At 69.3% G+C, this 23,792-nt stretch carries 19 protein-coding genes and 1 pseudogene; 11 read left to right on the forward strand and 9 right to left on the reverse strand.

Annotated features, from left to right (window positions below; translation table 11 throughout):
- The first annotated feature begins 357 nt into the window (after positions 1 to 357).
- From SNAS_RS16060 to SNAS_RS16100, 9 genes are all read left to right on the forward strand, one after another.
- The gene (locus SNAS_RS16060) at positions 358 to 1,857 is read left to right on the forward strand and encodes an alpha/beta hydrolase (RefSeq protein WP_013018498.1); all 1,500 of its coding nucleotides are present in this window, start codon (positions 358 to 360) and stop codon (positions 1,855 to 1,857) included.
- A 118-nt stretch (positions 1,858 to 1,975) separates the two neighbouring features.
- Positions 1,976 to 4,768 carry a DUF2961 domain-containing protein gene (locus SNAS_RS16065; protein ID WP_013018499.1) on the forward strand — a complete coding sequence of 931 codons (2,793 nt, stop codon included), beginning with the start codon at positions 1,976 to 1,978 and terminating at the stop codon, positions 4,766 to 4,768.
- Positions 4,769 to 4,814: 46 nt separating this feature from the next.
- Positions 4,815 to 5,453 carry a VOC family protein gene (locus tag SNAS_RS16070; RefSeq protein ID WP_013018500.1) on the forward strand — a complete coding sequence of 213 codons (639 nt, stop codon included), beginning with the start codon at positions 4,815 to 4,817 and terminating at the stop codon, positions 5,451 to 5,453.
- Between the two features lie 31 nt (positions 5,454 to 5,484).
- Positions 5,485 to 6,282 carry a hypothetical protein gene (locus SNAS_RS16075; protein WP_144300516.1) on the forward strand — a complete coding sequence of 266 codons (798 nt, stop codon included), beginning with the start codon at positions 5,485 to 5,487 and terminating at the stop codon, positions 6,280 to 6,282.
- 39 nt (positions 6,283 to 6,321) lie between these two features.
- Positions 6,322 to 8,679 (forward strand): arylsulfatase, encoded by a 2,358-nt coding sequence (locus tag SNAS_RS16080; RefSeq protein ID WP_013018502.1) that lies wholly within the window; start codon positions 6,322 to 6,324, stop codon positions 8,677 to 8,679.
- Between the two features lie 160 nt (positions 8,680 to 8,839).
- Positions 8,840 to 10,288: a GntP family permease gene (locus SNAS_RS16085; protein WP_013018503.1), complete on the forward strand. Its 1,449-nt coding sequence runs from the start codon at positions 8,840 to 8,842 to the stop codon at positions 10,286 to 10,288.
- Positions 10,285 to 11,649: a four-carbon acid sugar kinase family protein gene (locus SNAS_RS16090; protein ID WP_013018504.1), complete on the forward strand. Its 1,365-nt coding sequence runs from the start codon at positions 10,285 to 10,287 to the stop codon at positions 11,647 to 11,649. The genes SNAS_RS16085 and SNAS_RS16090 overlap by 4 nt, the downstream gene beginning before the upstream one ends.
- Entirely contained in the window at positions 11,646 to 12,689 is a 1,044-nt protein-coding gene (gene pdxA / locus SNAS_RS16095) for a 4-hydroxythreonine-4-phosphate dehydrogenase PdxA (RefSeq protein WP_013018505.1), read from the forward strand. The genes SNAS_RS16090 and pdxA overlap by 4 nt, the downstream gene beginning before the upstream one ends.
- A 12-nt stretch (positions 12,690 to 12,701) precedes the next feature.
- Positions 12,702 to 13,535, forward strand: coding sequence for a DeoR/GlpR family DNA-binding transcription regulator (locus tag SNAS_RS16100; RefSeq protein ID WP_013018506.1), 834 nt, complete (start codon positions 12,702 to 12,704; stop codon positions 13,533 to 13,535).
- 9 nt (positions 13,536 to 13,544) lie between these two features.
- Here the strand turns inward: SNAS_RS16100 and SNAS_RS16105 are convergent, their stop codons facing one another.
- The 6 genes and pseudogenes from SNAS_RS16105 to SNAS_RS16120 form a co-directional block, all read right to left on the reverse strand.
- Entirely contained in the window at positions 13,545 to 13,988 is a 444-nt protein-coding gene (locus SNAS_RS16105) for a cupin domain-containing protein (protein ID WP_013018507.1), read from the reverse strand.
- Positions 13,989 to 14,071: 83 nt separating this feature from the next.
- Positions 14,072 to 14,449 (reverse strand): cupin domain-containing protein, encoded by a 378-nt coding sequence (locus SNAS_RS37635; RefSeq protein ID WP_169313947.1) that lies wholly within the window; start codon positions 14,447 to 14,449, stop codon positions 14,072 to 14,074.
- Positions 14,450 to 14,457: 8 nt separating this feature from the next.
- Positions 14,458 to 14,757, reverse strand: coding sequence for an ArsR/SmtB family transcription factor (locus tag SNAS_RS37640; RefSeq protein ID WP_169313948.1), 300 nt, complete (start codon positions 14,755 to 14,757; stop codon positions 14,458 to 14,460).
- Between the two features lie 178 nt (positions 14,758 to 14,935).
- Positions 14,936 to 16,060: pseudogene (locus tag SNAS_RS37645) on the reverse strand (MFS transporter); the annotation flags it as partial.
- Positions 16,018 to 17,763 (reverse strand): ABC transporter ATP-binding protein, encoded by a 1,746-nt coding sequence (locus SNAS_RS16115; protein ID WP_013018509.1) that lies wholly within the window; start codon positions 17,761 to 17,763, stop codon positions 16,018 to 16,020. The pseudogene SNAS_RS37645 and the gene SNAS_RS16115, both read right to left, overlap by 43 nt.
- A complete protein-coding gene (locus SNAS_RS16120; protein ID WP_013018510.1) occupies positions 17,760 to 19,526 on the reverse strand; it encodes an ABC transporter ATP-binding protein in 1,767 nt (588 codons plus the stop codon). The genes SNAS_RS16115 and SNAS_RS16120 overlap by 4 nt, the downstream gene beginning before the upstream one ends.
- Positions 19,527 to 19,646: 120 nt before the next feature.
- Between SNAS_RS16120 and SNAS_RS16125 the strand changes: the two genes are divergently transcribed.
- On the forward strand, positions 19,647 to 20,324 hold the full coding sequence (locus tag SNAS_RS16125; protein ID WP_013018511.1) for a TetR/AcrR family transcriptional regulator: 678 nt from the start codon (positions 19,647 to 19,649) through the stop codon (positions 20,322 to 20,324).
- A gap of 30 nt (positions 20,325 to 20,354) precedes the next feature.
- Positions 20,355 to 20,738, forward strand: coding sequence for a helix-turn-helix domain-containing protein (locus SNAS_RS16130; protein ID WP_013018512.1), 384 nt, complete (start codon positions 20,355 to 20,357; stop codon positions 20,736 to 20,738).
- Between the two features lie 35 nt (positions 20,739 to 20,773).
- Here the strand turns inward: SNAS_RS16130 and SNAS_RS16135 are convergent, their stop codons facing one another.
- The 3 genes from SNAS_RS16135 to SNAS_RS16140 are packed head-to-tail and all read right to left on the reverse strand — an operon-like array spanning position 20,774 to position 23,724.
- Positions 20,774 to 22,183, reverse strand: a complete 1,410-nt coding sequence (locus SNAS_RS16135; protein WP_013018513.1) for an MFS transporter — start codon at positions 22,181 to 22,183, stop codon at positions 20,774 to 20,776.
- Positions 22,170 to 22,361, reverse strand: coding sequence for a hypothetical protein (locus SNAS_RS35170; RefSeq protein ID WP_013018514.1), 192 nt, complete (start codon positions 22,359 to 22,361; stop codon positions 22,170 to 22,172). The genes SNAS_RS16135 and SNAS_RS35170 overlap by 14 nt, the downstream gene beginning before the upstream one ends.
- Positions 22,345 to 23,724, reverse strand: a complete 1,380-nt coding sequence (locus tag SNAS_RS16140) for an amidase (RefSeq protein ID WP_013018515.1) — start codon at positions 23,722 to 23,724, stop codon at positions 22,345 to 22,347. Before SNAS_RS16140 ends, SNAS_RS35170 begins: the two co-directional genes overlap by 17 nt.
- Positions 23,725 to 23,792: the final 68 nt, after the last annotated feature.

The following is a 23,792-nucleotide window of genomic DNA, read 5'->3' on the forward strand; positions in this document are numbered from 1 at the left end:
TCGACCTACACGTGAAAAGGAGGTGGTCCAAACAGTGAGCGTTAATTGGACTCGTGAGGTGGTCGCGCGCTAGTCGGCGCGCAACCGATTCGTACAACGGACGGTCGTGAAGCGCCTCGATTCCGCCCGGAGGCTTTGCCTCTTGGCGGGGGCGAATACCACGCGGCCACCGGAGCTCCTGGGTGTCGTACCTAGTCCACTACGACATGGATCGCCTTCTTAGCGAGGTGGTCTGCCCCGGGAGCTTCTTGCTGCCCCGTGATCGTTTTCGTTCGGATGCCGGGTCGGTGCGGGCCTGGATCGGGCATGATGTCGCGTACTGGTTTTTTGGTTGCCGGTGCGTGAAAGGGATCCGTGATGCGAGAGTCGGTGCTGCGGCGGGTATGGCGTCCCGGTGGGATCGTGGTGGCGGTCGGCGTGGTGGTCGTGGCGGGGCTGGGTGTCCCGGCGGCGAGTGCTGAGTCGGCGGAACCGGATTGGCGGCCGTGCGACGAGGGCAACAAGGCGCAGTGCGCGACCCTGCCGGTGCCGATCGACCATGACGACCCCGACGGCGCGAGCATCGAGTTGTCGTTGGCGCGGCTGCCCGCGCAGGATCCCGAGAAGCGACGCGGCACGGTCGTGTTCCATCCGGGAGGACCGGCCGAGGCGGTGTCGGTGCTGACCGAGCCGCAGGACCAGGCCGCGTTCGAGGAGCTGACACGGTGGTTCGACGTGGTGACGTTCGACTCCCGTGGGTTCGGTGGCAGTGGCCCGATGTGTGATCCCGACAAGGCGCCGCCAGTGGGGTCGATTCTGGATTCGGCTGGGGCGTATGCCGATCAGCGCGCCGAGGTCGCCGCGTACGCGAAGGATTGTCGGGCCGATCAGCCGAAGTTGGCCGGGCACACGTCGGCGGAGGACGCCGCCCACGACATCGACGCGATTCGTCGATCGCTGGGCGAGGAGAAGATCTACTACTACGGCAACTCCTACGGTTCGGTGTTCGGGCAGGAGTACGCCGAGCTGTATGGGGAGCATCTCGAACGGCTCTATTTGGACAGCGTGGCCGATCACACGGTGCCGTACTGGCGGGACAACGCCAATGCCGCGAAGGTCATGGAGGACCGGATTCCCCGGTTCGCGCGCTGGTGCGACGAGAACCCAAAGTGCGCTTTGCGTGGCGAGGACGTGCTGGAGGTCTGGGACGAGGTGGTGGCCGCCGCCGAGGACGAGCCGTTGCCCACTTCTGAGGGCGGCAGTGTCTCGCACATCCAGATTAGGACCATGTCCACATGGAATCTGGAGTTCGAGGGTTACGGCGAGAAGCTGGCGCAAGCGTTCGCGCGGGCGCGCGAGGACGGCACCGGCGACGGTTTCGCCGAGGCCATGTACGACGACTTCCGAGGTGATGCCGGGCAGGTGACCTGGTGCGCCGACTCTCCGGTGACGCCCGACAGTTTCCACGCGTTGCGGGCCATCGCCGAGCAGGGGCGTGACGAGACGCCGCGCGTGGGTTGGCTCAACGTGCTGGGCAACGCCTGGCGGTGTGCCGGTTGGCCACGGCGGGGAAGCAATCCTCCGTCCCCGTTGGACGCCGAGGACGCTCCCCCAGCGTTGGTGGTCAACAGCACCCTCGACGCGGGCACGCACCTGGCGGGGGCGCGCAATGTGGCTTCACAGTTGCCAGGAAGCGGTTTCGTGACCGTCAACGGGGACGCTCACGCGGCCTACTGGCTCGGCAACGCGTGCGTGCGCGAGGTGGTGCACCGTTATCTGCTCGACGGCGCGTTGCCCGAGCCCGGTACCGAGTGCGACGCCGAGCCGCGACGGTTCGCGGGCGCCACCGGCGCGAACGCGGGTGCCGGTTTGCCATAACCGGGCCACAACCCGCTGGTGCCAACGGTTCGCGTGCGGGTCGGGGGTTCTTGACAGTGTGTCCCGCTCGGCTCTAGGGTTTTGGGTAATCGATTACCCGAATGGCGAGGTATCCCCCATGACGCCCCTGGATCGTGCTGCGGAAAAGTCGCGAAATCGTTTGCTCAGCGCGGTGCCCCGTGCCGTGGTGCGGTTCGCCGCCGTTTTGGTGCTGACGGCGGGTGCGCTCACCGGTTTGTCGGTGTCGGCGCAGCCCGCGCACGCGGCGCCCGGCCCCACCGGCTGGGACAGTTACCGGCATCCCGAGCGCATGACCGAGATCGACACCGGGGCCCGGACCCGGCAGTACTCCAGTTACGACCGCAGCGGCGGCAACGACGACGGGTTCGTGGGCACCTATTCGTGTCTGCGTTCCACCGACGCCGGTTGCGTCATCGCCGAGCATGTCGGGGCCGGTGAGATCGACTCGATCTGGTTCACCCGCGACGAGGGCGATGTCAGCAAGACCGGGACGATCACCATCGAGCTGGACGGCGAGACCGTCGTGGACGCGTCGATTCAGGACATCGTGGATGGGAAGCTGGGTGCGCCGTTCGTCCATCCGCTGGTGGCCAACGCCGATGAGAGTTCGGGTGGGGTCTACATCAAGGTTCCGATGCCGTACCGGACCTCGATGCGGGTGACCACACAGAACAATCCGCTGTTCCATCATGTGACCGCCCGGGAGTTCGACAGCGCCGAGGGTGTGTCCCCGTTCGATCCGTCCGACCCGGCTCAGGACGTGATCGACAAGCTCAACGCCGCTGGCACGGCGGATCCGAAACCGCCGCAGGACGGCGCCCAGACGTCGAAGTCTGATGTGGAGGTTCCCGCGGGTGATACCCGAGAGGTGGCCAGTGGCAGCGGTCCGGGCGCGATCAGCGCGCTGCGGTTCACGTTGCCGCAGTTGGCCGCCGGTGACGGGGACTCCGACGCGGTGTTGCACGACGCGCGGCTGCGGATCAGTTTCGACGACCGGCGCACCGTGGACGCCCCGTTGGGTGAGTTCTTCGGTACCGGTCTGGGGCTGTATGACGTGCGGTCGTTGATGTTCGGCGTCGACGCGGACAAGAAGCAGCTGTCGGCGTGGTGGCTGATGCCGTATCGCAGCGGGTTCTCGGTGGAGATCGTGAACTCCTCGGATGTGGGTATCAGCGGTGGCGACGTCGAGGTCACTACGGCCGCCGACGATCGCTGGAGCGACGACCTCGCCGCCGGTGGACCGGCGGGGTACTTCACCGCGATCGGCAACCGGGACGACACGACGAACGGGCGCGACCACGTTTTCGCCGACACCACCGGTCGCGGCCGGGTGGTCGGGGTGACCGAGACCGTCGAGGGCCGTATCGAGACCGGCAACATCCGCAACTACCTGGAGGGCGACGAGCGGCTGTTCACCGACGGGTCGCTGACCCCGGAGATGCACGGCACCGGAACCGAGGACTTCTACGAGGGCGGTTGGTACTTCAACCGCGGCACCTTCAACGCGCCCATGACCGGCAACCCGGTGCACGAGGAGAAGAAGGACGGTTGCGAGTTCGACTGCACCAGCATGTACCGGCTGTTCGTGGCCGAGGGAATGGAGTTCGATTCCTCGATCCGGTTCGGTATCGAGCACGGTCCGGCCAACAACGAACCGGCGCTGTTGGGTTCCACGACGTACCTGTACCAGCAGCCGGACGCGCAGCTGGCCTGGAACGACAGTCTCGACGTCGGGGATGCCGACAGTGAACAGGAGCACGGGTACACATCGGACGACTCCGGTGAGATCGAGTCGCTGTCGAGCACCTTCGAGGGCCACGATGGACCGGTGTCACCGGTGAGGTTGGACGGACGCGCCACCACGTCCCCGGTGGAGTTCACGATGGCCGTCGACGAGGGCAACAAGGGTGTGGTGCTGCGGCGCGTGTTCGACCAGAAGGCCGGTTACCAGGCCGCCGAGGTGTCGGTCGACGGCGAGAAGGTCGGCACCTGGCAGCAGCCGCAGTCCAACGAGACCGCGCGCTGGCGCGACGACGCGTTCGCGCTTCCCGCGTCGGTGACGGCCGGGAAGTCGTCCATCTCGGTGACGCTGACGCCGAAGGCGGAGGCTCCGGCCTTCCACGCGGCCTCGTACGCGGCGCTGTCGGTGGCGCCCGGTTCCGGGAACTCCGGCGAACCGGCCGAGCCGCGCGGCGTGACCACCGAAACCCGCGAGTACAACGCCATCGCGGTGACCTGGAACCCGGCCGAAGACGACGTCTACTCCCCCACCTACGAGGTGTACGGCTCGACCAGTAAGGGCTTCACCCCCGGTCCGGACAACCGCTTGGGCACGACCCGCACCCCGGGGTTCGACCACAATGGCCTGGGGCTCGGCGAGACCTGGTACTACCGCGTTCGCGCCCTCGACGCCGAGGGCAACACCGGCGCGTACTCCGCCGAGACCGAGGGTGTCAGCGGCGCGAAGCTGCGGGTGGAGGCGGAGCGGCTGTTGCCGCCGCAGCAGTCCACGGCGCCGGTGGAGTCGCAGCCGAACTGTTGCGGCGCACAATGGTCCGGCGGCGCCCAGTTGTGGTTCCGGCCCGACAAGGCCGACCACACCGTCACGGTGGCGTTCACCGTCCCCAAGGACGGGAAGTACGACCTGACGGTGGCGCAGACGAAGGCCCCCGACTACGGCATCAGCACGTTGGCGCTGGACGGGACCGCGATCGGCGACGTCTTCGACGGTTACGACGCGAAGGTCACCGTCCCGGAGCCGGCCAGTTATGGGCAGCACGAACTGTCGGCCGGGAAACACGAGTTGACGTTGACCGTCACCGGCAAGAGTGACAAGTCGAGCGGGTTCCTGGCCGGTGTCGACTTTGTGGACGCCACACTGATCGACTGATCGACCTTTATTGACAACGACTTTCATTATCGATAGCTTGGCGGTCATGGAGATCGATCACGTCGTCCTGGCCGCACGCGGCAAGACCGAGGCCGAGGAGGTTCTCGATCAGGCGGGCCTGGGCGTCGCCCGGGGTCGCACCCTCCCCGGCCTGGGACTGTCCAATCTCGTCGTACCGCTGCGGCATGGGCAGATACTGGAAGTGCACTATCCCAACGGCGAGACCCCGGCAGCCGATGCTCCGCCGCTGCTGCGGTTCGACACCGACGCCTTGGACACGCATCCGGCGCACACCCTGATCCCGATGGCGTGGCTGGTGGTGATCGAGGACGCGGCGCGGCTGCGCGACCTCGCCGCCGCGCACGACATGTCGGTGATCGAGGCGCCCGCCGAAGGACCTGAGTTCCCGCCGTACACACTGGCCGGTTTCGGCGCGAACTTCGAGCGCCGGTTTCTACCGTGTCTGATCCACTGGCCCCAGGGCCAGCCCGTCCTGGACGCGCCCCACCGCCGACGCCCCCTGGGGATCACCGGTATCGACGTCGCCGGACCGGTCGGGACCATCGAGGACTGGTGCGGCGGTGAACCCGACGGGCTGCGGACGCTGCCGGGTACCTCGGGGCCGGTGCGGGTCACGGTCGGCTTCGCCGAGGGGCCGCCGGTGACGTTCGGACTGCCCGAGTAGATCGGACGCGGCGGCCACTATGCTTCCGCGAATGTCTTACGAGCCACCCCCGATCTACCCCCGTCACGTGATGTGTTTCGTCGGAACGGGTCTCGACCTCGAACGCTGCCGCAAGATCGCCACCGAGGTCGGCGGACCGGAGTTCACACTCGACGACGACAACAGTGAGGCGGCCCCGAATCCGAACATGCCGCAGGCGTTTCAGGCCAGCCTGACCATGGCCAGTTTCACCGACGACGACTGGGACGCTGTGGAACGGCACGACAGCGTCGCCTACATCCTGTCGCCACCGATGCGGCCGTCGACCGAAGTGGACAATTCGCGTCGCATGCTGGCGGTGACCGACGCCCTGCTGCGCGACGGCGCGGGCGCGGCCAAGAACGAGAGCAGCGGCCTGGCACACGGTCGCGACAAATGGCTGGGCCTGGCGGAGTTGGCCGCCACGGCCGACGACGAGGCCGAACTGCTGGAGGCGCTGTACTACGCGTTCGTGAAGCGGCCGATCTTCGACGGCGAGGTGCTGTACAGCTGCGGGATGCAGTTGTTCGGCGAGGCCGACATCGAGTTGTCCGACACCGACATCGCCGACCAGGAGCGGCTGCGGGAACGCGTCGACGTGATGGACGCGTTCGGGCTGTACCTGCTCACCGAGGAACGGGCCCGCGAGCTGACCGACGGGGCTGGTTTCCGCGAGGAACCGGAAGCGCGTCGCTGGTTGCTGCACCGCCGCGCCGACACGCGCACCGACTTCGACGACATCGCGTTCAACCTGACCGGGTTGTGGCGGCTGTCCCCGGCCGACGCGGCGGGTGACGCGCCCGGCCAGTGAGCCACCGCAGGTCGTGACGCGGGCGATCGATGGTGTGCAATGTGTGTCATGACCGCACCCGACCGCACCCGGCTTCCGATCGACGTCCGTTCCGCCACCCGTGACGCGCAGTCCGCGACCGGGGCCGCGACGGTCAGTCCCCCGGAGCCGGTGGTGCCGGTGCGGCCGCCGTCGGGGGCGCCCAACGTCGTGGTCGTGTTGGTCGACGACATGGGGTTCGGCGCGTCCAGTCCGTACGGCGGCCCGTGCCGGATGCCCACGGCGCAGCGCCTGGCCGACGAGGGGCTGCGGTACAGCCGGTTCCATGTGACGGCGTTGTGTTCACCGACGCGGCAGGCGTTGTTGACCGGCCGCAACCACCACTCGGTCGGCATGGGTGTCACCTCGGAGATGACGACGCCGCAGCCGGGTTACACCGGTTACCGTCCGCCCAGTGCCGCGACGATGGCGCAGATACTGGGCGGCAACGGTTACAGCACGGCGGCGTTCGGGAAGTGGCATCAGACGCCTCCCGCGGAGGTGAGCCCGTCGGGTCCGTTCACTCGCTGGCCCACCGGTGAGGGTTTCGACAAGTTCTACGGGTTCATGGCCGCCGAGATGAACCACTGGTATCCGCAGCTGTATGAGGGCACGACGCCGGTGGAGCCGGATCGGTTGCCAGAGGACGGTTACCACCTGTCGGAGGATCTCGTCGACCACGCGATCGACTGGGTGGGTACGCAGCAGGCGATGACGCCGGACAAACCGTTCTTGACGTATCTGGCGTTTGGCGCGACGCACGCCCCGTTCCATGTCGCGCCACAGTGGTCACAGGAGTACGCGGGCCGGTTCGACGTCGGCTGGGACGCGATCCGCACGCAGACCCTGGCGCGGCAGGAGGAACTGGGTATCGTGCCCACCGGCACCGAGCTGGGGCCGTGGGCGGAGGGTGTGCCGCACTGGGACGAGCTGGACGAGGCGGAGCGGCGGGTCGCGGCGCGGTTCATGGAGGTGTACGCGGGTTTCGCCGAGCACACCGACGCGCAGGTCGGCAGGTTCGTCAACGCGTTGGAGGCCATGGGGGTCCTGGACGACACGTTGTTCGTGTACATGCTGGGCGACAACGGTGCCTCGGGTGAGGGCGGGATCGAGGGGACGTTTCGGGAGCATCTGGTGGGGCACGGCCTGGCCGACGACACGGCCTATATGGACGCCCGGCTGGATCAGCTGGGCACCGCGTCCACGTATCCGTTGTACCCGGTGGGGTGGGCGTTGGCGATGAACACGCCGTACCAGTGGACGAAACAGGTCGCCTCGCACTACGGCGGCACCCGTGACGGTCTGATCGTGCGGTGGGGCAACGGTATCGCCGCGCGGGGGCAGGTGCGGCACCAGTGGCATCACGTGATCGACGTGCTGCCGACCATTCTGGACGCCGCCGGTGTGCCGCATCCCGATACGGTCAACGGGTTCGCGCAGCAGCCGATCGAGGGCGTCAGCATGCGTTACAGCTTCGACGACGCAGCCGCGCCGGATCGGCGCACGACCCAGTACTTCGAGATGGTCGGCAATCGCGGGATCTACCACGAGGGTTGGACCGCCGTGACCCGTCACGGCACGCCGTGGCTGATGGTCCCCGATGGACAGCGTTCCTTCGACGACGACGTGTGGGAGTTGTACGACACCGCGACCGACTGGAGTCAGGCGCACGATCTGGCCGCGAAGTATCCCGACAAGCTGCGGCAGTTGCGGGAGTTGTTCACCGTCGAGGCCACGCGCTATCACGTGTTCCCGTTGGACGATCGGGTGACCGAGCGCGAGAACCCGGCGCTGGCGGGCCGGTTGGATCTGCACCACGGGCGGACGTCGATCGTGTTGGGGCCGACGGCCAAGCGGCTCGGTGAGGACGCGGCCCCGGACGTGAAGAACCGTTCGCACGTCATCACCGTCGATCTGGAGGCCGATGTGGATGCGGGCGGGGTGCTGGTAGCGCAGGGCGGCCGGTTCGGCGGCTGGTCTTTGTACTGTGTGGACGGGACGGTCGCGTACGCGTACAACCGTTACGGCCTGGATCGCACCGTGGTGCGATCCAGGCGTCGGATGTCCCCCGGTTCGCACACCGTGGCGATGCGGTTCGACTACGACGGCGGGGCGCCCGGCAGCGGCGCCGGGATCACCGTGGAGGTCGACGGCACCGCGGTGGCGAAGGGCCGTGTGGAGGCCACGACGGCGTACTACTTCAGTTTCGACGAGTCGCTCAACGTGGGCGTCGACCGGGGCACACCGGTCAGCGAGGACTATCCGCCGGTGCGCAACGCCTTCACCGGCCGCATCGAGCGGGTGCGTTTCGACCTGGGCGCGGACGCCTCGCCGCAGTCGGAGGCGGAGCGGTTGCGGGCGCGGCTGGCTCACCAGTGACGCGGCCGAAGCTGCGCGACTCACGCCTGCGCACCGATTTAATTGCGCAGATTTCGCAATTATTTTGGGAAGCTGCTTGATTTGAGCATGTTGGGGATGCATGATCAGGCTCAGCCCCCAAGCGTGCTCCCCCCACGCGACCCCACACAGGAGGATCATCGTGGATCTTCAACTACTCGCGGCCCTGCTGCTGGGCATCGCCGCCGTCGTCATCATCGTGTTGCGCACCCGACTCGACGCCTTCGTCGGCCTGCTCGTCGCCTGCCTCGTCACCGGCTTCGTCGCCGGATCCACCCCCACCGACATCCTCACCGCCATCACCGAAGGCTTCGGCACCACCCTGGGATCGATCGGCATCGTCATCGGCCTGGGAGTCGCGCTCGGCAAGATCCTCGAGGTCTCCGGCGCCGCCGACGCACTGGCCCGCGCCTTCACCCGCGCCTTCGGCGACGGCCGCGAAGCCTGGGCCATGGCCAGCACCGGCGCCGTCGTGTCGATCCCGGTGTTCTGCGACTCCGCCTACGTCATCATGAACCCGCTGGCCCGCTCCATCGCCCGCCGCAAACGCGCCGGATACGTCACCCTCGCACTGGCACTGGGCTGCGGCATGACCCTCACCCACCACATGGTCCCGCCCACCCCCGGACCCCTGGGAGTCGCGGGCATCCTCGGCGCCGACCTCGGCATGATCATCCTGGTGGGACTGGTCTTCAGCGTCATCCTGCTGCCCATCGTGGTCGTCTACGCCCGCTGGATCGGCCCGAAACTGGAGAAGTCCGTCCTGCCCGAAGTGCGCGAAAAGGTCTACGCCACCGTCGCCAGCGGCGGCACGGGCGGCACCACATCGGACAACGGCGGCGAGGCACCTGCCGAATCACCCCTGGGCACCCCACCCGAAGGCGCCAAACCCCGCCGCATGAACGCCTGGCTGGCCAGCCTGCCACTGGTGATCCCACTGCTGCTCATCGTCATCAACACCGTCGGCACCGCCATCGACAAGAGCAACCAGAACGTCCTGGGCGACGACGAAGCCTACGAACCCTCCCGCTGGGCCGCCATCCTCGCGTTCATCGGCAGCCCCGTCGTCGCACTCATGCTCGGACTCGCCCTGGCCGTGTACGTCCTACTCCCCCGCTGGACCCGCCGCGACAAGGTCAGCGGCTGGCTGGCCGACGCCGCCGCATCCGCCGGACTCATCATCCTCATCACCGGCGCGGGCGGCGCATTCGGACAGGTCCTGCGCAGCACCGGCGTCGGCGACGAACTCGCCAAGGTCATCGCCTCGTGGAGCCTGCCCGGCGTCCTGGTGCCCTTCCTCGTCGCCACCCTCGTGCGACTCGCGCAGGGATCGGGCACCGTCGCCATGATCACCGCCGCCTCCGTCACCGCACCCCTCATCGCCGGACTCGGCATATCGCCCGTGGCCGCCGCGATGGCCTGCTGTGCTGGTTCCATGGTGTTCAGCTACTTCAACGACTCCTACTTCTGGGTCGTCACCCGCTTCACCGGCCTCGACGGCACCGCCGCGCTACGCGCCTGGTCCGGCATCACCACCGCCGTGTGGCTGGGATCAATCCCACTGCTGCTGATCGCGAGCGCCGTCCTATGACCCCACCCCACGCGATCCTCGTCATCGCCGACGACCTCACCGGCGCCAACGCCACCGCCGCCGGATTCGCCCGCGCCGGACTGCGCGCCGTCACCGTCGGCGCCGACCAGCCCGGCACCGTCATCGCCGAGTTCACCAACCGCTTCGACGCGGTCGTGGTGTGCACCGACACCCGCCACGCCCCACCCGCTGAAGCCGCCGCCCGCGTCGAGGCCGCCATCGCCGCCGCACCACCGGTACGGCTGGTGTGCAACCGCGTGGACTCCACCCTGCGCGGCAACCTCGGCGCCTCCACCGCCGCCGTCCTGCGCGCGGTGGCACGGCGCACCGCCACACCGACCGTGGCACTGTTCCTGCCCGCGCACCCGGCGGCCGGACGCCAAACCGTCGAAGGCAACCAGCTGCTGGACGGCGTCCGGTTGGAGAACACCGAACTGGCGCGCGACCCCCGCACCCCGTTGCGCACCTCCGACGTCGCCGACCTGCTCACCCAGCAGGCCGCCCTACGCATCGCCCACATTCCACTGTCCCTGGTCACCGGCGACCCGGTACGGCTGCGCAAGGCCGTCGCCACCCGGGTGGCCGCTGGCGCCCAGGTCATCATCGGCGACGCCCTCACCGTCGAACACCTGCGCCGCGTCACCGACGCCGCCGTCGCCGCGGCACCCGAGGTCGAATGGGTCGGCGTCGACCCCGGCCCCGGCGCCGTGGAACTGGCCCGCGCCAAGGGACTCACCGGGCACGACGACACCGCGCCACTGTTGGCTGTGTCCGGCTCAGCCACCGCACTGACCCGCCAACAACTGGCGCGACTGCGCGAAACCCGGCCGGTGACCGTGGTCCGTCCGGTGTATTCCGGCGACACGGTACTGCCCGACCTCGAACCCACCGCCAAACAGCTCGCCGCCGCACTGGCACAGGCCGACTCCGGCGACACCGTGCTGCTGGCCACCGCCCTCGACGACGGTGACATCGTGGACATCGACCCCGCCGACGCCGCCAGACTCCCCCAGCTGCTGGCCGGAGCCGTCCGCCGCGCCCTGGCCGAACGAGCCGTCGGCGGACTGTTCGTCACCGGCGGCGACGTGACCGCCGCGATGACCGCCGAACTGGGCGCCGCCGGCATCGAGGTCGAACAGGAACTCGTCCCACTGGCGGTGGCCGGATCCGTCGTCGGCGGAGACTGGGACGGACTGCCCATCGTCACCAAGGGCGGCCTGGTCGGCGACCCGGCCACCACCGTCGAATGCGTCGACCACCTGCGGCGCACCGTACAGGCCAACCGGCGCCGCGTCCGCGCGGCGGCGGTGGGACACCACGACCACACGACCGGACGCACTGAACCAGGAGGAAGTTCATGAACCGTCCCGTACTCGCCGTCACGCTCGGCGACCCGGTGGGCATCGGCCCCGAGATCACCGCCCGCACCCTGGCCGAGGTCGCCGGGGAGGACGGCCACCACGGCATCGCCGTGGGCGACGCCGGAGCCCTGCGCCGAGGCGCCGCCGCCGCGGGTCTCGACGTGGACGTGCGCGTGGTAAACGATTTCTCGGTCGCTCCCGCCGGGCCTGGCACCATCGACGTGTACGACATCGGCGTCCTGGGCGACGCCGCCCCCGAATGGGGGACAGTGGACCCCCGTGCCGGGAAGGCGGCAGTGGTCGCCATCGAGGTCGCCACCAAGGCCGCCATGGACCAACAGGTCGCGGGCATCGTCACCGGCCCCATCAACAAGGAAGCCATCTGGGCCAGCGGATCCACCCACCTGGGACACACCGAGATGCTCGGCGAACTCACCGGCGTCACCCGGCAGGACACCATGTTCGTCGTCCGCGACCCGGCCGCCGACGGCCACCATCTGCGCATCTTCTTCACCACCCGGCACGTGGCCCTGCGCAAAGCCCTCGACCAGCTCACCCGCGACAGGGTCGGCGCCTCCATCCGGGAGGCACTGACGGCACTAACGGTGTTCGGCACCGAGAAGCCCCGGCTGGCCGTGGCGGCGGTCAACCCGCACGGCGGCGAGAACGGCGCCTTCGGCGACGAGGAGATCGTCCATATCGGACCGGCTTGTGAGGACGCCCGCGCCGAGGGGCTGGACGTGACCGGCCCGGTACCGGCCGACTCGGTGTTCCACCAGGGACTGTCGGGCCGCTTCGACGGCGTCCTGTCCCACTACCACGACCAGGGGCACATCGCCGCCAAGACCTTCGACTTCAACGGCACCATCTCGGTCACCGTCGGACTGCCGATCCTGCGCACCTCGGTCGACCACGGCACCGCCTTCGACATCGCCGGTTCCGGCAAGGCCGACCACGGCACCATGCTGTCCGCCTACCGGGCCGGTGTCGACTACAGTCCGTACGTACCAAGGATTCGCTCAACCTACGGTCGCCAGTAGACGGAGGAGACCATGGAACGCCGCTCGGTAAGACGTGGCACCCGGCGACGCCATGACCTGCTGCTGTCACTGCTGCGCCAGGGCACCACGCGGGTCGAGGACCTGGCCGAGGCCCTGTCGGTGTCGGCCTCGACCGTCCGCCGCGACCTCAGCCGCCTGGGCGCCGAACACCTCGTGGCCCGCACCTACGGCGGCGCAGTGGTGCCGGAGTCGTTCCACGAACGCCCCATCACCGACTCCGCCCGGGTCCAGACCGTCGCCAAGGCCGCGATCGCCGCCGCCGCAAGGGAACTCGTCCCGCCGGACGGCACGATCTTTCTCGACGCGGGCACCACCTGCGCGGCCCTGGCCCGGATCCTCGTCGAGAGCCCCGACTTCGGTCACCTCACCGTGGTCACCCGGGGACTGGAGACCGCCATGATCCTCACCGAGGCGTCCTTCGTGGACACGATCATCCTCGGCGGCCGCGTCCGTCCACTCAGTCACGGCCTCGTCGGACCGCTCACCGAACTCGGCCTCGACCGGCTCACCTTCGACGTCGCCTTCATGGGCGCCGACGCCATCGACGTCCACCGGGGCATCGGCGAACCGACGCTGGAGGAGACCGCGGTAAAGGAACGCATCGCGGCCGCCGCCCGCCAGACGACGGTCCTGGCCGACGCCACCAAACTGCGCGAACCCGCGGCCCCGGCCTGGACCCGATTCGATCCCGGCTGGCTGCTCATCACCGACACCGAAGCCCCCGACGACCTCGAAGACCGGGCCGCGGCGGCGGGAGTCGCCGTCATCCGCGCCGAACCGGCCCGCCCCACCGACGAGAACCGGACCTCAACCCCGGTCTCGTAGCGGCGAGGATCAGATCATCCGGAAGTCGGCCATGTCGAAACCGGGAGCGACCACACACGACACCAACGTCGGCTCGTCGCCGAGCGGAATCGCTGCCTGCCACACGTTTCCGGGCACCAGCTGCTGTGGACGCTGCCCGGCGGCGACGTCCATGCCCAGGGTCACCGGCGTGAAGTCGGCCAGCGGCCGGTCACCGTCACCGCCCAGCCGCAGCTCCAGCGGCCCGCCCTGGTGCCACAACCACAGTTCGTCCGAACGCACCGTGTGCCAACGGGACTCCTCCCCCGGGTGCAACAGGAAGTAGATCGCCGTCGCCGCGGACCGACGGCCCGGATAACCGTCCGGCTCAAACCCCACCGGCGCGGCCCAGGTCTCCCGGAACCAGCCACCCTCGGGATGCGGAGCCAGGTCCAGCTCGTCGACGAGTTTCGAACGCGAAGTCTGCTCAACCACGGGCCAACCTTAGGCCACTCGTCGCGGGGGTTCGGGGTGCGTCGTTGGCGAATGCCTCGATGCCGATATATCCTTAGTATTAGCTACGCGTCACCGGTGGCGACGATGCCAGCGCGTTCGATCATGAGGACGGACGAGCGCTCGGGCACGATCGGTCGGTGCAGCAGGCCCTTGGGGACGGTGAAGCACTGGCGCGGTCCCAACTCGACGGTGGGGTTGTCCTCGAGTTCGATGCGGATTCCGCCGTCGAGGACGAAGAAGAACTCGTCCTCGTTGTCGTGCTTGTGCCAGTGGTACTCGCCCTGGAACACGCCGAGGCGCACCACGGCGTCGTCGACCTGGCACAGCGTCTGGTTGAACCACGGTTCGGTCACCTTGGCGATGACCTCGCCGACGTCGAGTTTGGTCAGGGTGCCGACCAGGGGTTCGTAGTTGATGTCGTACTGGGGGAAATCGTTCATGGCTGTTGTCACCAGTCTTCCTGGAGGGTGCGTTTGACTTCGGCGATGCGCTGTTCGTCGCGCTGGTAGAACGTCCACTGTTTGATGCGTTTGGACCGCAGCAGGCCGACGCGGACCAGCAGCTTGAGGTGCTCCCCCGCCGCCGGTTGGCTCATGCCCAGCTTCTCGGCGATGAAGACTCCGCACACGCCGTCGTCGACGAGGTCGCCGTCCTTCTGCGGCCGGAAGTGCGCTACCGGGTCCTTGAGCCAGGCCAGGATGGCCAGGCGTTTGTCGCTGGCCAGGGCCTTGAATACGTCGAGATCCATTAATTAGAGAATATACTAAGTCCCTAATCGCTGGGTCAAGGGTGGGTTCGGTCACGATGGTGGTGTGGGCCTTGAGCGCCAACGGGACTCCGGCCGCGGTGAACAGCAGCCCGACGGTGATCAGGCCGGAGTAGCCGAGCTGTCCGGCCAGGCCGAGCCCGATCGCGCCGATGCCGGTGCCCCAGAACTGGAAGAGGCTGGCCTGCACGGTGAAGTCGCTGCCCGCGTGTTCGCGGCGGGCCAGGCGCATCGCGATGGCCTGCGCGAGGGTCAGGAAGCCGACCTGGCCCGCGCCGAGCCCGACGACGGCGATGAGGACGGCGGCGGTGCCGGGGTGGGGGGCGGCGGCGACCGGGAGCATGGCCGCCAACGCGACGGCCTGGAGCGCGGCGAAGACGATGACGGCCCGCCGTTCGCCGATCCGGTCGATCAGGACGCCGCAGCCGAGGGCGACCGCGATGGAGACCGCGCCGCCGAGCATGACCGACAGGGTACCGACGCGCTGGGTGGACCAGCCGCCGTCGACGAGCATCGGGGTGATGATCGCGCTGCCCAGTCCGATGCCCGCCAGCAGCAGCGGCAGGCCGGTGAACGACCAGCGGCGCACGGCGGGGGTGCGGAAGAACGAGATCCAGTCGGCGACGCCGATGCGGGCGCGGGTCGCGACCCCGTCGAGGCCGCGGGCGGTGAGCAGGAACGGCCATGGCACCAGGGTCAGGGCGGCCAGCAACAGGGCGGTGGCCTGCCAGCCCCAAACGCCGTAGACGAACAGGGAGCCACCGCCGCCCAGAATGAAGCCTACATAGGATCCCGCGGTCTGGATGCCGTTGCCGAGGCCGCGTTCGCGCGGTCGCAGCAGCCGGACGCCCAGGGCGTCCACGGCGATGTCCTGTGTGGCCGACAGGAACGCGATCCCGAGGCCGGTGAGTACGACGAGCCCGAAGTCGTCGACCACGTCCAGCAGGGCGAGGGCGGCGGTGGCCACGGCGAGCGCGGGTTGCAGGACCAGCAGCAGGCCCCGGTATCCGCCGGGGGCGCGGCGCGCGAGCCGGTCGACCAGCGGCGCCCACAGGAACTTCAGCAGCCACACCAGGATGAGGCCCTGGACGGCCCCGACCTGTTCGAGTGAGGCGCCGCGGTCGCGCAGGACGGCGACCATGGCGTAGTAGAGGAATCCGATGCCGAGGAACTGCGTGCCGTACAGCAGCGCGAACAGACCGAAACGGTGGACTGTGGACATGGGGGCTCCGTGAGGTGACATCAGGCGCGCGGCTGGGCGTGGTCGGGTTGGGCCAGCCGCCATCCGGCGGCTCGTCGACGGTCGTTCCACAGGGCGGCGTAACGGCCGCCTTCGGCCAGAAGTTGCGCGTGGGTGCCCAGTTCGCGGACCGCGCCGTCGTCGATGAGGGCGATCCGGTCGGCGTTGACGACTGTGGAGAGCCGGTGGGCGACGACGAAGACGGTCCGGTCCCGGGCAAGGTCGGACAGTGCGGCGGTGACGGCGGCTTCGTTCTCGCCGTCGAGGGCGCTGGTGGCCTCGTCGACCAGCAGGATCGGCGCGTCCTTGAGGAAGGCGCGGGCGATCGACACGCGCTGCCGCTCGCCTCCCGACAGCAGTCCCCCCGCTTCGCCGACCGGGGTGTCCCAGCCGTCGGGCAGCCGTGCGGCGACGTCGTCGAGGCGGGCCAGGTTCGCGGCGGCCCGCACCTCGGCGTCGGTGGCGTCGGGTCGGCCGACGCGGACGTTGTCAATGAGGGTGGCGTCGAACAGGTAGACGTGCTGGAAGACCATGCCGACGCGGGCCATCAGTTCCGCGGTGGGTATCTCGCGTACGTCGACGCCACCGACGCGGACACTGCCCGTCTCGACGTCCCAGAACCGGGCGACAAGACGCAGCACGGTGGACTTCCCGGCCCCGGAGGGGCCGACGAGCGCGGTCAGGGTGCCGGGTGCCGCGGTCAGGTCGAAGCCGTCGAGCACCGGCCGGTCGCGGTAGCCGAACCGCACGTCGCGCAGTTCCACCGAGGCGTCGGCGGGCAGTCGGGGCTTGGCCGGTTCGGGCAGGGCCGGGGTCTCCAGTACCGACGCGATGTCGTCGACGGCCTGTTCGGCCTGCCGGATGGCGGAACCGTAGGCGCCCAACGCGCCGAGCGGTTCGATGAACCGCACGGCCATGACCAGCACGGCGATCAGCGTCGCCGCGTCCAGCGTGCCCGACAGTGCGAAGCCGACGCCCAGGATGGCACTGAACGCGAGTCCGATCTGGACGGTGACCATGAATCCGAGGATCGGGCCGAGTTGCCGGTTGAGGACGCGCACGGTGTCGGCGCGGTTGCGGTCCAGTTCGGACTCCAGTCGCCGCCAGCCGTCGCGGGCCTGCCCGGAGGCGCGCAGGACCTGTTGTGCCTGGGCGAATTCGATGACCCGCGACGAGACCTCCTCGTAGGAGCGGGTCTCGGCGACCTGTTCGCGGGCGGAGGCGCGTTGGGCGAGGCGGTAGGCCCCGTACGCGAACGGCGTCGAGGCGGCCAGTGCCAGGGCCATGCGCCAGTCGACGAACGCGGTCGCGACGATCACCGTGGCGGGGGTGGTGATGGCGATGGTCATCTGTTGCAGGAACACGTTGGGGATACTGGTGACTCGGGCGACGGAACCGGTCAGCAGGCCGGTGACCTGACCGGCGCGACCGCCGTCGAACCAGCCCAGCGGCAGGTTCGCGATCCGGTCGCCGACGGCGCGCTGGAGTCCGTCGCCGAGGTGCTCGACGGCGACCCGGAAGCAGAAGTTCACGGCGAACCACAGGATCACCGCCGCCAGCGCGGCACATCCGGCCGCGGCCGCCAGCCAGGGCAGGGCCGCGGCGACGTCGCCGTCGAGGAGGTGCCGCAGCAGCGGCAGCAGGAACGCCAGCGCGATGCCCTGCAGGATTCCGGTGGCGGCGTAGGCGGCGGTGAGGGCGCGCAGACCGCTGCGGCGGCCCAGCATGGTGTCGAGGCGGGCGATCACAGTCGGGCTCCTTCGGTGGTGTGCTGTGCCGTCCACATGCGGCGGTAGAGGCCGTCGGCGGACAGCAGCCGGTCGTGGCGGCCGAGTTGGACGACGCGTCCGGCGTCGAGGACGGCGATCTGGTCGGCGCCGGTGACGGTGTGCAGGCGGTGGGCGATGACCAGGACGGTGCGGCCCGCGCCCAGGCGGGCGAGCGCGTCTTGGATCTGGGTCTCGGCGTCGGGGTCGGCGTGGGCGGTGGCCTCGTCGAGCAGCAGGATCGGCGCGTCCTGCAGGAAGGCGCGGGCGATGGTCAGGCGCTGTAGTTCGCCGCCGGACAGGTGCGCGCCGTTCTCGCCCAGGACGGTGTCGTAGCCGTCGGGCAGTTGGAGGATGCGCTGGTGCAGTTGGGCGGCTTCGGCGGCGGCGCGGATCTGCGTGTCGGTGGCGTCGGGGCGGGCGAGCTTTATGTTGTCGCGGACGGTTTCGCGTAGCGCGACCGCGTCCTGGAAGACGATGGCGACGCGGGACAGCAGTTCGGCCGAGGGCAGGTCGCGGGTGTCGACGCCGCCGACGCGCACGCTGCCGGAGTCGACGTCCCAGAACCGGGAGATGAGCCGGGCCAGCGTGGTCTTGCCGGAGCCGGACGGCCCGACCAGGGCGGTGACGGTGCCGGGTTCGAGCGTCAGCGACACGTCGGCGACGACGGGATGGCCGTCGCGGTAGGAGAACGTGACCCGGTCGAGTTCGACGCGGGCGCCTTCCGGGTGCTGCGGCCGGTCGGGTTCGGGCAGTCCGGGAAGGCGCATGAGCCGCCCCAGATGCGTTGCGGCCAGCCGGGACTCGCGCAGCGAGTTGGCCATCTGTCCGATCTGGAGGTAACCGGTGGGCAGACCGACGCCCACGAGCAGGAACGGCAGCACCTCGACCGGTGCGATCCAGCCGAGCCCGATCATGCCCGACCCGGCCGCGCAGATCACCACGGCCATGGTGGCGGGGAAGAACAGCAGGTTCATCACCGTCCAGGGTCGACCCATCGCCGCCGTCCACAACAGGCCGATCTCGGTCAGGCGGTCGACGCTGCGGTGGAACCGGTCGGCCAGGCCGCTGCCCTCGCCGAAGGTCTTGACGACCTCGATGCCGTCGACCAGTTCGACGGCCGTGGCTCCCAGTTCGCCCTGGGCGCGGTTGTAGTCGTCCATGTGGGTGAGGTAGGCGCGTTTCGACGACGGTGCGACGATCGCGGCCACCACGGCGATGTAGGCCACGATCACCAGGGCGAAACGCCAATCGACAGTGGACATGTAGACCAAAGCCGCCAATGGCGCCACGATCGCCGAGGTGAGGTCGATGGCGTAGTGGGCGACGATCGTGTGCATGTTCTTGACGTCGTCGGCGACGGCCTTCTTGACCTCGCCGGAGCCGTGGTCGGCGAACCAGCCCAGCGGCAGCGTCGCCAGGTGCCGCACCAACCGGACGCGCAGGTGGTGCCGGAAGTCGGCGTCGGCGTAGTGGCACAGCGCCAGCGCCGACCCGTACAGCAGCGTCCGCCCCAGGATGGCGGCGATGCCGATGGCGACCCAGGTCCAGGCTCGCTCGGCTCCCCCGTCCTCGATGAGGGTGCGGCCGATCTCGGCGACCGCCACGAACGGGAAGAGCGCGACGACGGCGGAGATGCCCGACAGCACGACGCCGACGAGGAGGCGGCCGCGCACCGGAGCGAGGAAGGAGGCGAGCGCGCCGGGGTCGATCAGCGCCTCGCGGTCGTCGGTGGAAGAAGCCAAGGGGTGTTCCCATCACTCACACTAGAACACTGTTCTAGTAAACTTAGCCGACCCTAACACGCGCGCTCCGGAATCATCGAGCGACCATCGGAGCCGATCCGACAGCGTCGAGGAGCAGCGTTGACCGATTCACCCAAGAGCACCGCCACCCGGGCCGGGCTCACCCCCGAGCGAATCGTCGACGCCGCCATGGCCCTGACCGAGGGAGAGGGGCTGCACACCTGGTCGCTGCGGGACCTGGCGAAGAAGCTGGACGTGGCGCCCTCGGTGATCTACCACCACATCGGCGGCAAGGACGAACTCAGCCGCTGCGTCGTCGAACGGGTCATCACCGCGTTCGACCGGCCCGACCCCGAGCTCGACTGGCCGGACTGGTTCCGGGCCCTGCTGTACCCGGCGCGGGCGAAACTGCGCGCCTACCCGGGGGTCGCGATGTGGCTGATGATGCACGGCCCGGCCTTCGAGCACCTGATCCCGATCATCGACGACGGCATCGCCGCCCTGGAACGGGCCGGGTTCGCCGAGCGGACCGGCCTGGCCTACACCGCGATCCTCAACAGCGCGATGCTCACCGTCGCCGCCGCCGACGAACGCAAGGTCCACGCCGACGACGGCTCCAGGGACCACGCGGCGATCATGCGCGACTTCGAACGCGTCGGCGCCGACAGCCCCGGCGTCGGCGTACTCAAGGAAGTGATCACCTCGTTCACCGACACCGCCGAGGAAACCGGCGAGCACTACTACCGCTTCGTCATCGACACGGTCCTGGCCGGACTCGAACAGCAGCTTCCCGGCTAGTTAGGGTACCCTAACTAGCCGGGAGGTGTGATGACCGAAGGCGATCCGCTGACGCCCATCCGGACGGTGTCCGAGCACTTCGCGGTGCCGATCTCGACGCTGCACTACTGGGAGCGCCGGGGACTGATATCCCCACGGCGCCAAGCCGGTCAGCGTTTCTATGACGCCGACCAGCTCTACCGGGTCGCGCTGATAAAGATGTGGCGCACCACCGGCCGGATCGGGATCCCCGAGATCGCCAGGATGCTGGGCGCTCCCGGCTGGCAGGACACCATCGCCGAGCAGCTGTCCCAACTGGAGGAACAGCTGGCGGCGCTGACCGCGGCGCACAGCTACCTGACCCGGCTGAGCAACTGTCGCCAGTCCACACCGGAGCGGTGCCCGGAGTTTCGCGCGAGCGTCGACCTCGGTTAGCGCTGACCCGGCCGGACGCGACGGGTCCGTGCCGGTCACCGTCGCGGCATCGCCCACGCGGCCGCGATCGCCGCCACCAGCAGGCATCCCGCCGAGGCCGCGAAGGCGGCGGTGTAACCGTGGGCGAGTGCCGCTGTCGCGTCGGATCGCGGATGCGCCGCGTGCCAGGTCGCACCGACCACGGCGGTGACAGTGGACAACGCTCCCAATCCGATCGCGGCACTGGTCTGGCGCACCGTGTTGAGCAGTCCCGCCGCCACACCGTTGTGCCGCGGCGGGACCGAGCTGGTCGCCACCACGGTGACCGGCGTGAACGACGCCGCCGCGCCGAACCCGAACACCACGCCGGGCAGCAGCATCCACAGGGGCTGGTCCAGCCGGGCCGCCGCGACCGCCGCCACCCCGGCGAAACCCACGGTGGCGATGCCGCAGCACCATACCGACGCGCGTCGCGCACCGACCCGCACCAACAGCCGCCCCGCGCTCTGGGCGCCGACGAACATGGCCACCCCGATGGGCAAGTACGCCATTCCGGCACCGAACGGCGAGTACCCGTGAACGTCCTGAAGGTACAGTGACAGCAGGACCGGGCTGGCGAAGAACCCCAGGCCCAGCAGGAACATCACGGTGTTGCCGCTGCTGACCGCGCGTGCCCGGAAGATCCCCAGCGGCACCAACGGGTCGCGGGCCCACCCGGCCTGATGCCACCCGAACAGCCCGAGCAGCGCCACGCCACCCGCCAGGGGCAGCAGCACCGTCGCGTCGGTCCAGCCCACGGTCGCGGTTCGCATCACGGCGTACACCGTTCCAACCAGCCCGGTCGTGGCGATCGCGGCGCCCACGACGTCGACGCGCGAGCGGTCGCGCAGCGCGGTGGCGCGAGGCAGTCGGGCACCGGCGACGACGGCGGCCACGCCCACCGGGAGGCTGATGAGGAACACCGAACGCCAGCCTGTCCACTGTGTCAGGATGCCGCCGATGACGGGTCCCGACGCGGCGGCGACGGCTCCCACGGCGCTCCAGGTGCCGAGGGCTTTGGCGCGGGCGGTCGGGGTGGTGAACCGGGTCGTCAACAGTGACAGGGTCACCGGCATCAGCAGGGCGCCACCGAGACCTTGGATGGCGCGGGCGGCCAGCAGCAGCCAGGTCGCATCCGCCAGTCCGGCGGCGGCCCGCGCCAGGGTGAACACGACCATGCCCAGCATGAACATGCGGCGCTGGCCGTATCTGTCGGACAGTCGGCCGCCCAGCAGCAGGAAACCCGCGAACGCCAGGGTGTAGGCGTTGACCACCCACGGCAGTGTGGACGACGTCATGTCCAGTGCCGATCGGATGTCGGGCAGCGCGACCGACACAATCGTGGCGTCCAGGATGACCACGAAGGATCCGCAGCAGGCGAGGCTGAGGATCGCGCGGTCGCGCAGGGTCGGTTCAGGTGCGGTCATCGTCGACCTCCGGGGTGTCGTGGGGTGAGTCGGTGTTCGGTGCGACGGTGTACATCGCGGCCACGGCGGGGCGTTGCGCGCGGTATACGGCGGTCAATCCCCGACGTTCTCGGGGATCGGCGGGTAGATCGTGTGCGCCCAGCAGCGCGGCCACCAGAGGTTCATCCGTTGTGGACATGGTCGTTCCTGTTCGTGTCGAAGGGCTCGCGCCGATGCCAGTCGGTGGCGCCTTGGTAGGCGGCACCGAGCCGCAGGATCGTTTCCTCGTCGTCGCAGGCACCGGCGATCTGCATCGACAGCGGCAAGCCCGCAGAGTCGAAACCGATGGGAACGGCCAGCACCGGGTTGGCGACGCCGTTCCAGTAGGGAGTGTTGATGCGGGAAAGGATCGCGTCGTCGTTCTGCTGGCCGTACTCGTTGGTCAGCGTGTCCAGTAGCGGGGCCGGGATCAAAGCTGTCGGTGAGACGATCGCGTCCACGCGTCCGAACAGTTCGCGCAGTCGGCGTCCGGCCGCTCGCCGGACGTGTTGGGCCTGCGCGTAGTCGGCGCCCGACATGAATGTCGCGGTGGCCAGCAGGGCGCGGGTGGTGGGCAGGTAGTCGTGCCAGCGTGCGGGCAGGTCCGCTTGGTGTCGCACGAAACCCTCACTGACGGCGGTCACGATGACGGCCGTGGTCAGCTCCGGCAGCAGCGGCAGGTCGATGTCGACAAGCCGCACCCCGAGGCCCTCCCACACGTCCACAGCGGACTCGAAAGCCGCCGTCAAGTCCCCCGCCGCCGTCCAGTCACGGGACACGCCGACACGCAGACCGGCGAGGTCGGCGTCGAAGTCGGGCGGCGGCAGCGAACCGATGACCTCCATGACGGCCGCGCAGTCGCGGGCGTCGCGCGCGATCGGACCGAGCCTGTCCAGGCTGTCGGCCAAAGGGACGCAACCAGCGCGCGGCACCCGGTCGTAGGTCGGCATCAACCCGGTCACGCCGCAAAACGCCGCTGGCATCCGGATGCTGCCAGCGGTGTCCGAGCCGATCCCGGCCGCGAAACACCCGGCGGCGACGCCGTTCGCGCTGCCCGAACTCGACCCGCCCGCCCAACGGTCCGTATCCCACGGGTTGCGCGGTACCGGGAACGGACCCGACAGATCCGGTACGCCACAACCGAACTCCATCGTCGTGGTCTTGCCGCAGATCACGCCACCACCGGCGCGGATCCGGGCGACGACGGCGGCGTCGGGCTCGACGGCGGCGGCACGCACCCGGCTTTGGGCGGTGGTGGGTGCCTCGCTGGTGGCGATGAGGTCCTTGACGCCCAACGGAATGCCGTGCAGCGGTCCGCGATCACGCCCGGCGGCGAGTTCACGATCGGCACGGCGCGCCGCCTCCAGCGCGGCGTCGTCGAAGCGGGTCACATACGTGCCAAGCAGTTCGCCGTGCGTCCGTGCCGCCTCGATGGCCCGCTCGACCAACGCGACGCTCGTGGTGCGGCCTTCGCGCAGTGCCCGGGCGGTCTCGGTCAGCGAACCATATCGTCCATTGTCCACAGTTCTTGTCCTCCACGAATCGAAGTGGAGGAAGCCTGCGCGCTCAACCCGAGTTGAGTGCAAGCCGA

The organism is Stackebrandtia nassauensis DSM 44728 (assembly GCF_000024545.1).
Taxonomy (GTDB): domain Bacteria; phylum Actinomycetota; class Actinomycetes; order Mycobacteriales; family Micromonosporaceae; genus Stackebrandtia; species Stackebrandtia nassauensis.

Excerpts from the sequence above, each read along its gene's own strand:
- SNAS_RS16060 (WP_013018498.1), top strand. The coding sequence starts at position 358 with ATGCGAGAGTCGGTGCTGCGGCGGGTATGGCGTCCCGGTGGGATCGTG.
- SNAS_RS16065 (WP_013018499.1), top strand. The coding sequence starts at position 1,976 with ATGACGCCCCTGGATCGTGCTGCGGAAAAGTCGCGAAATCGTTTGCTC.
- SNAS_RS16070 (WP_013018500.1), top strand. The coding sequence starts at position 4,815 with ATGGAGATCGATCACGTCGTCCTGGCCGCACGCGGCAAGACCGAGGCC.
- SNAS_RS16075 (WP_144300516.1), top strand. The coding sequence starts at position 5,485 with ATGTCTTACGAGCCACCCCCGATCTACCCCCGTCACGTGATGTGTTTC.
- SNAS_RS16080 (WP_013018502.1), top strand. The coding sequence starts at position 6,322 with ATGTGTGTCATGACCGCACCCGACCGCACCCGGCTTCCGATCGACGTC.
- SNAS_RS16090 (WP_013018504.1), top strand. The coding sequence starts at position 10,285 with ATGACCCCACCCCACGCGATCCTCGTCATCGCCGACGACCTCACCGGC.
- pdxA (WP_013018505.1), top strand. The coding sequence starts at position 11,646 with ATGAACCGTCCCGTACTCGCCGTCACGCTCGGCGACCCGGTGGGCATC.
- SNAS_RS16100 (WP_013018506.1), top strand. The coding sequence starts at position 12,702 with ATGGAACGCCGCTCGGTAAGACGTGGCACCCGGCGACGCCATGACCTG.
- SNAS_RS37635 (WP_169313947.1), bottom strand. The coding sequence starts at position 14,449 with ATGAACGATTTCCCCCAGTACGACATCAACTACGAACCCCTGGTCGGC.
- SNAS_RS37640 (WP_169313948.1), bottom strand. The coding sequence starts at position 14,757 with ATGGATCTCGACGTATTCAAGGCCCTGGCCAGCGACAAACGCCTGGCC.
- SNAS_RS16130 (WP_013018512.1), top strand. The coding sequence starts at position 20,355 with ATGACCGAAGGCGATCCGCTGACGCCCATCCGGACGGTGTCCGAGCAC.
- SNAS_RS16135 (WP_013018513.1), bottom strand. The coding sequence starts at position 22,183 with ATGACCGCACCTGAACCGACCCTGCGCGACCGCGCGATCCTCAGCCTC.
- SNAS_RS35170 (WP_013018514.1), bottom strand. The coding sequence starts at position 22,361 with ATGTCCACAACGGATGAACCTCTGGTGGCCGCGCTGCTGGGCGCACAC.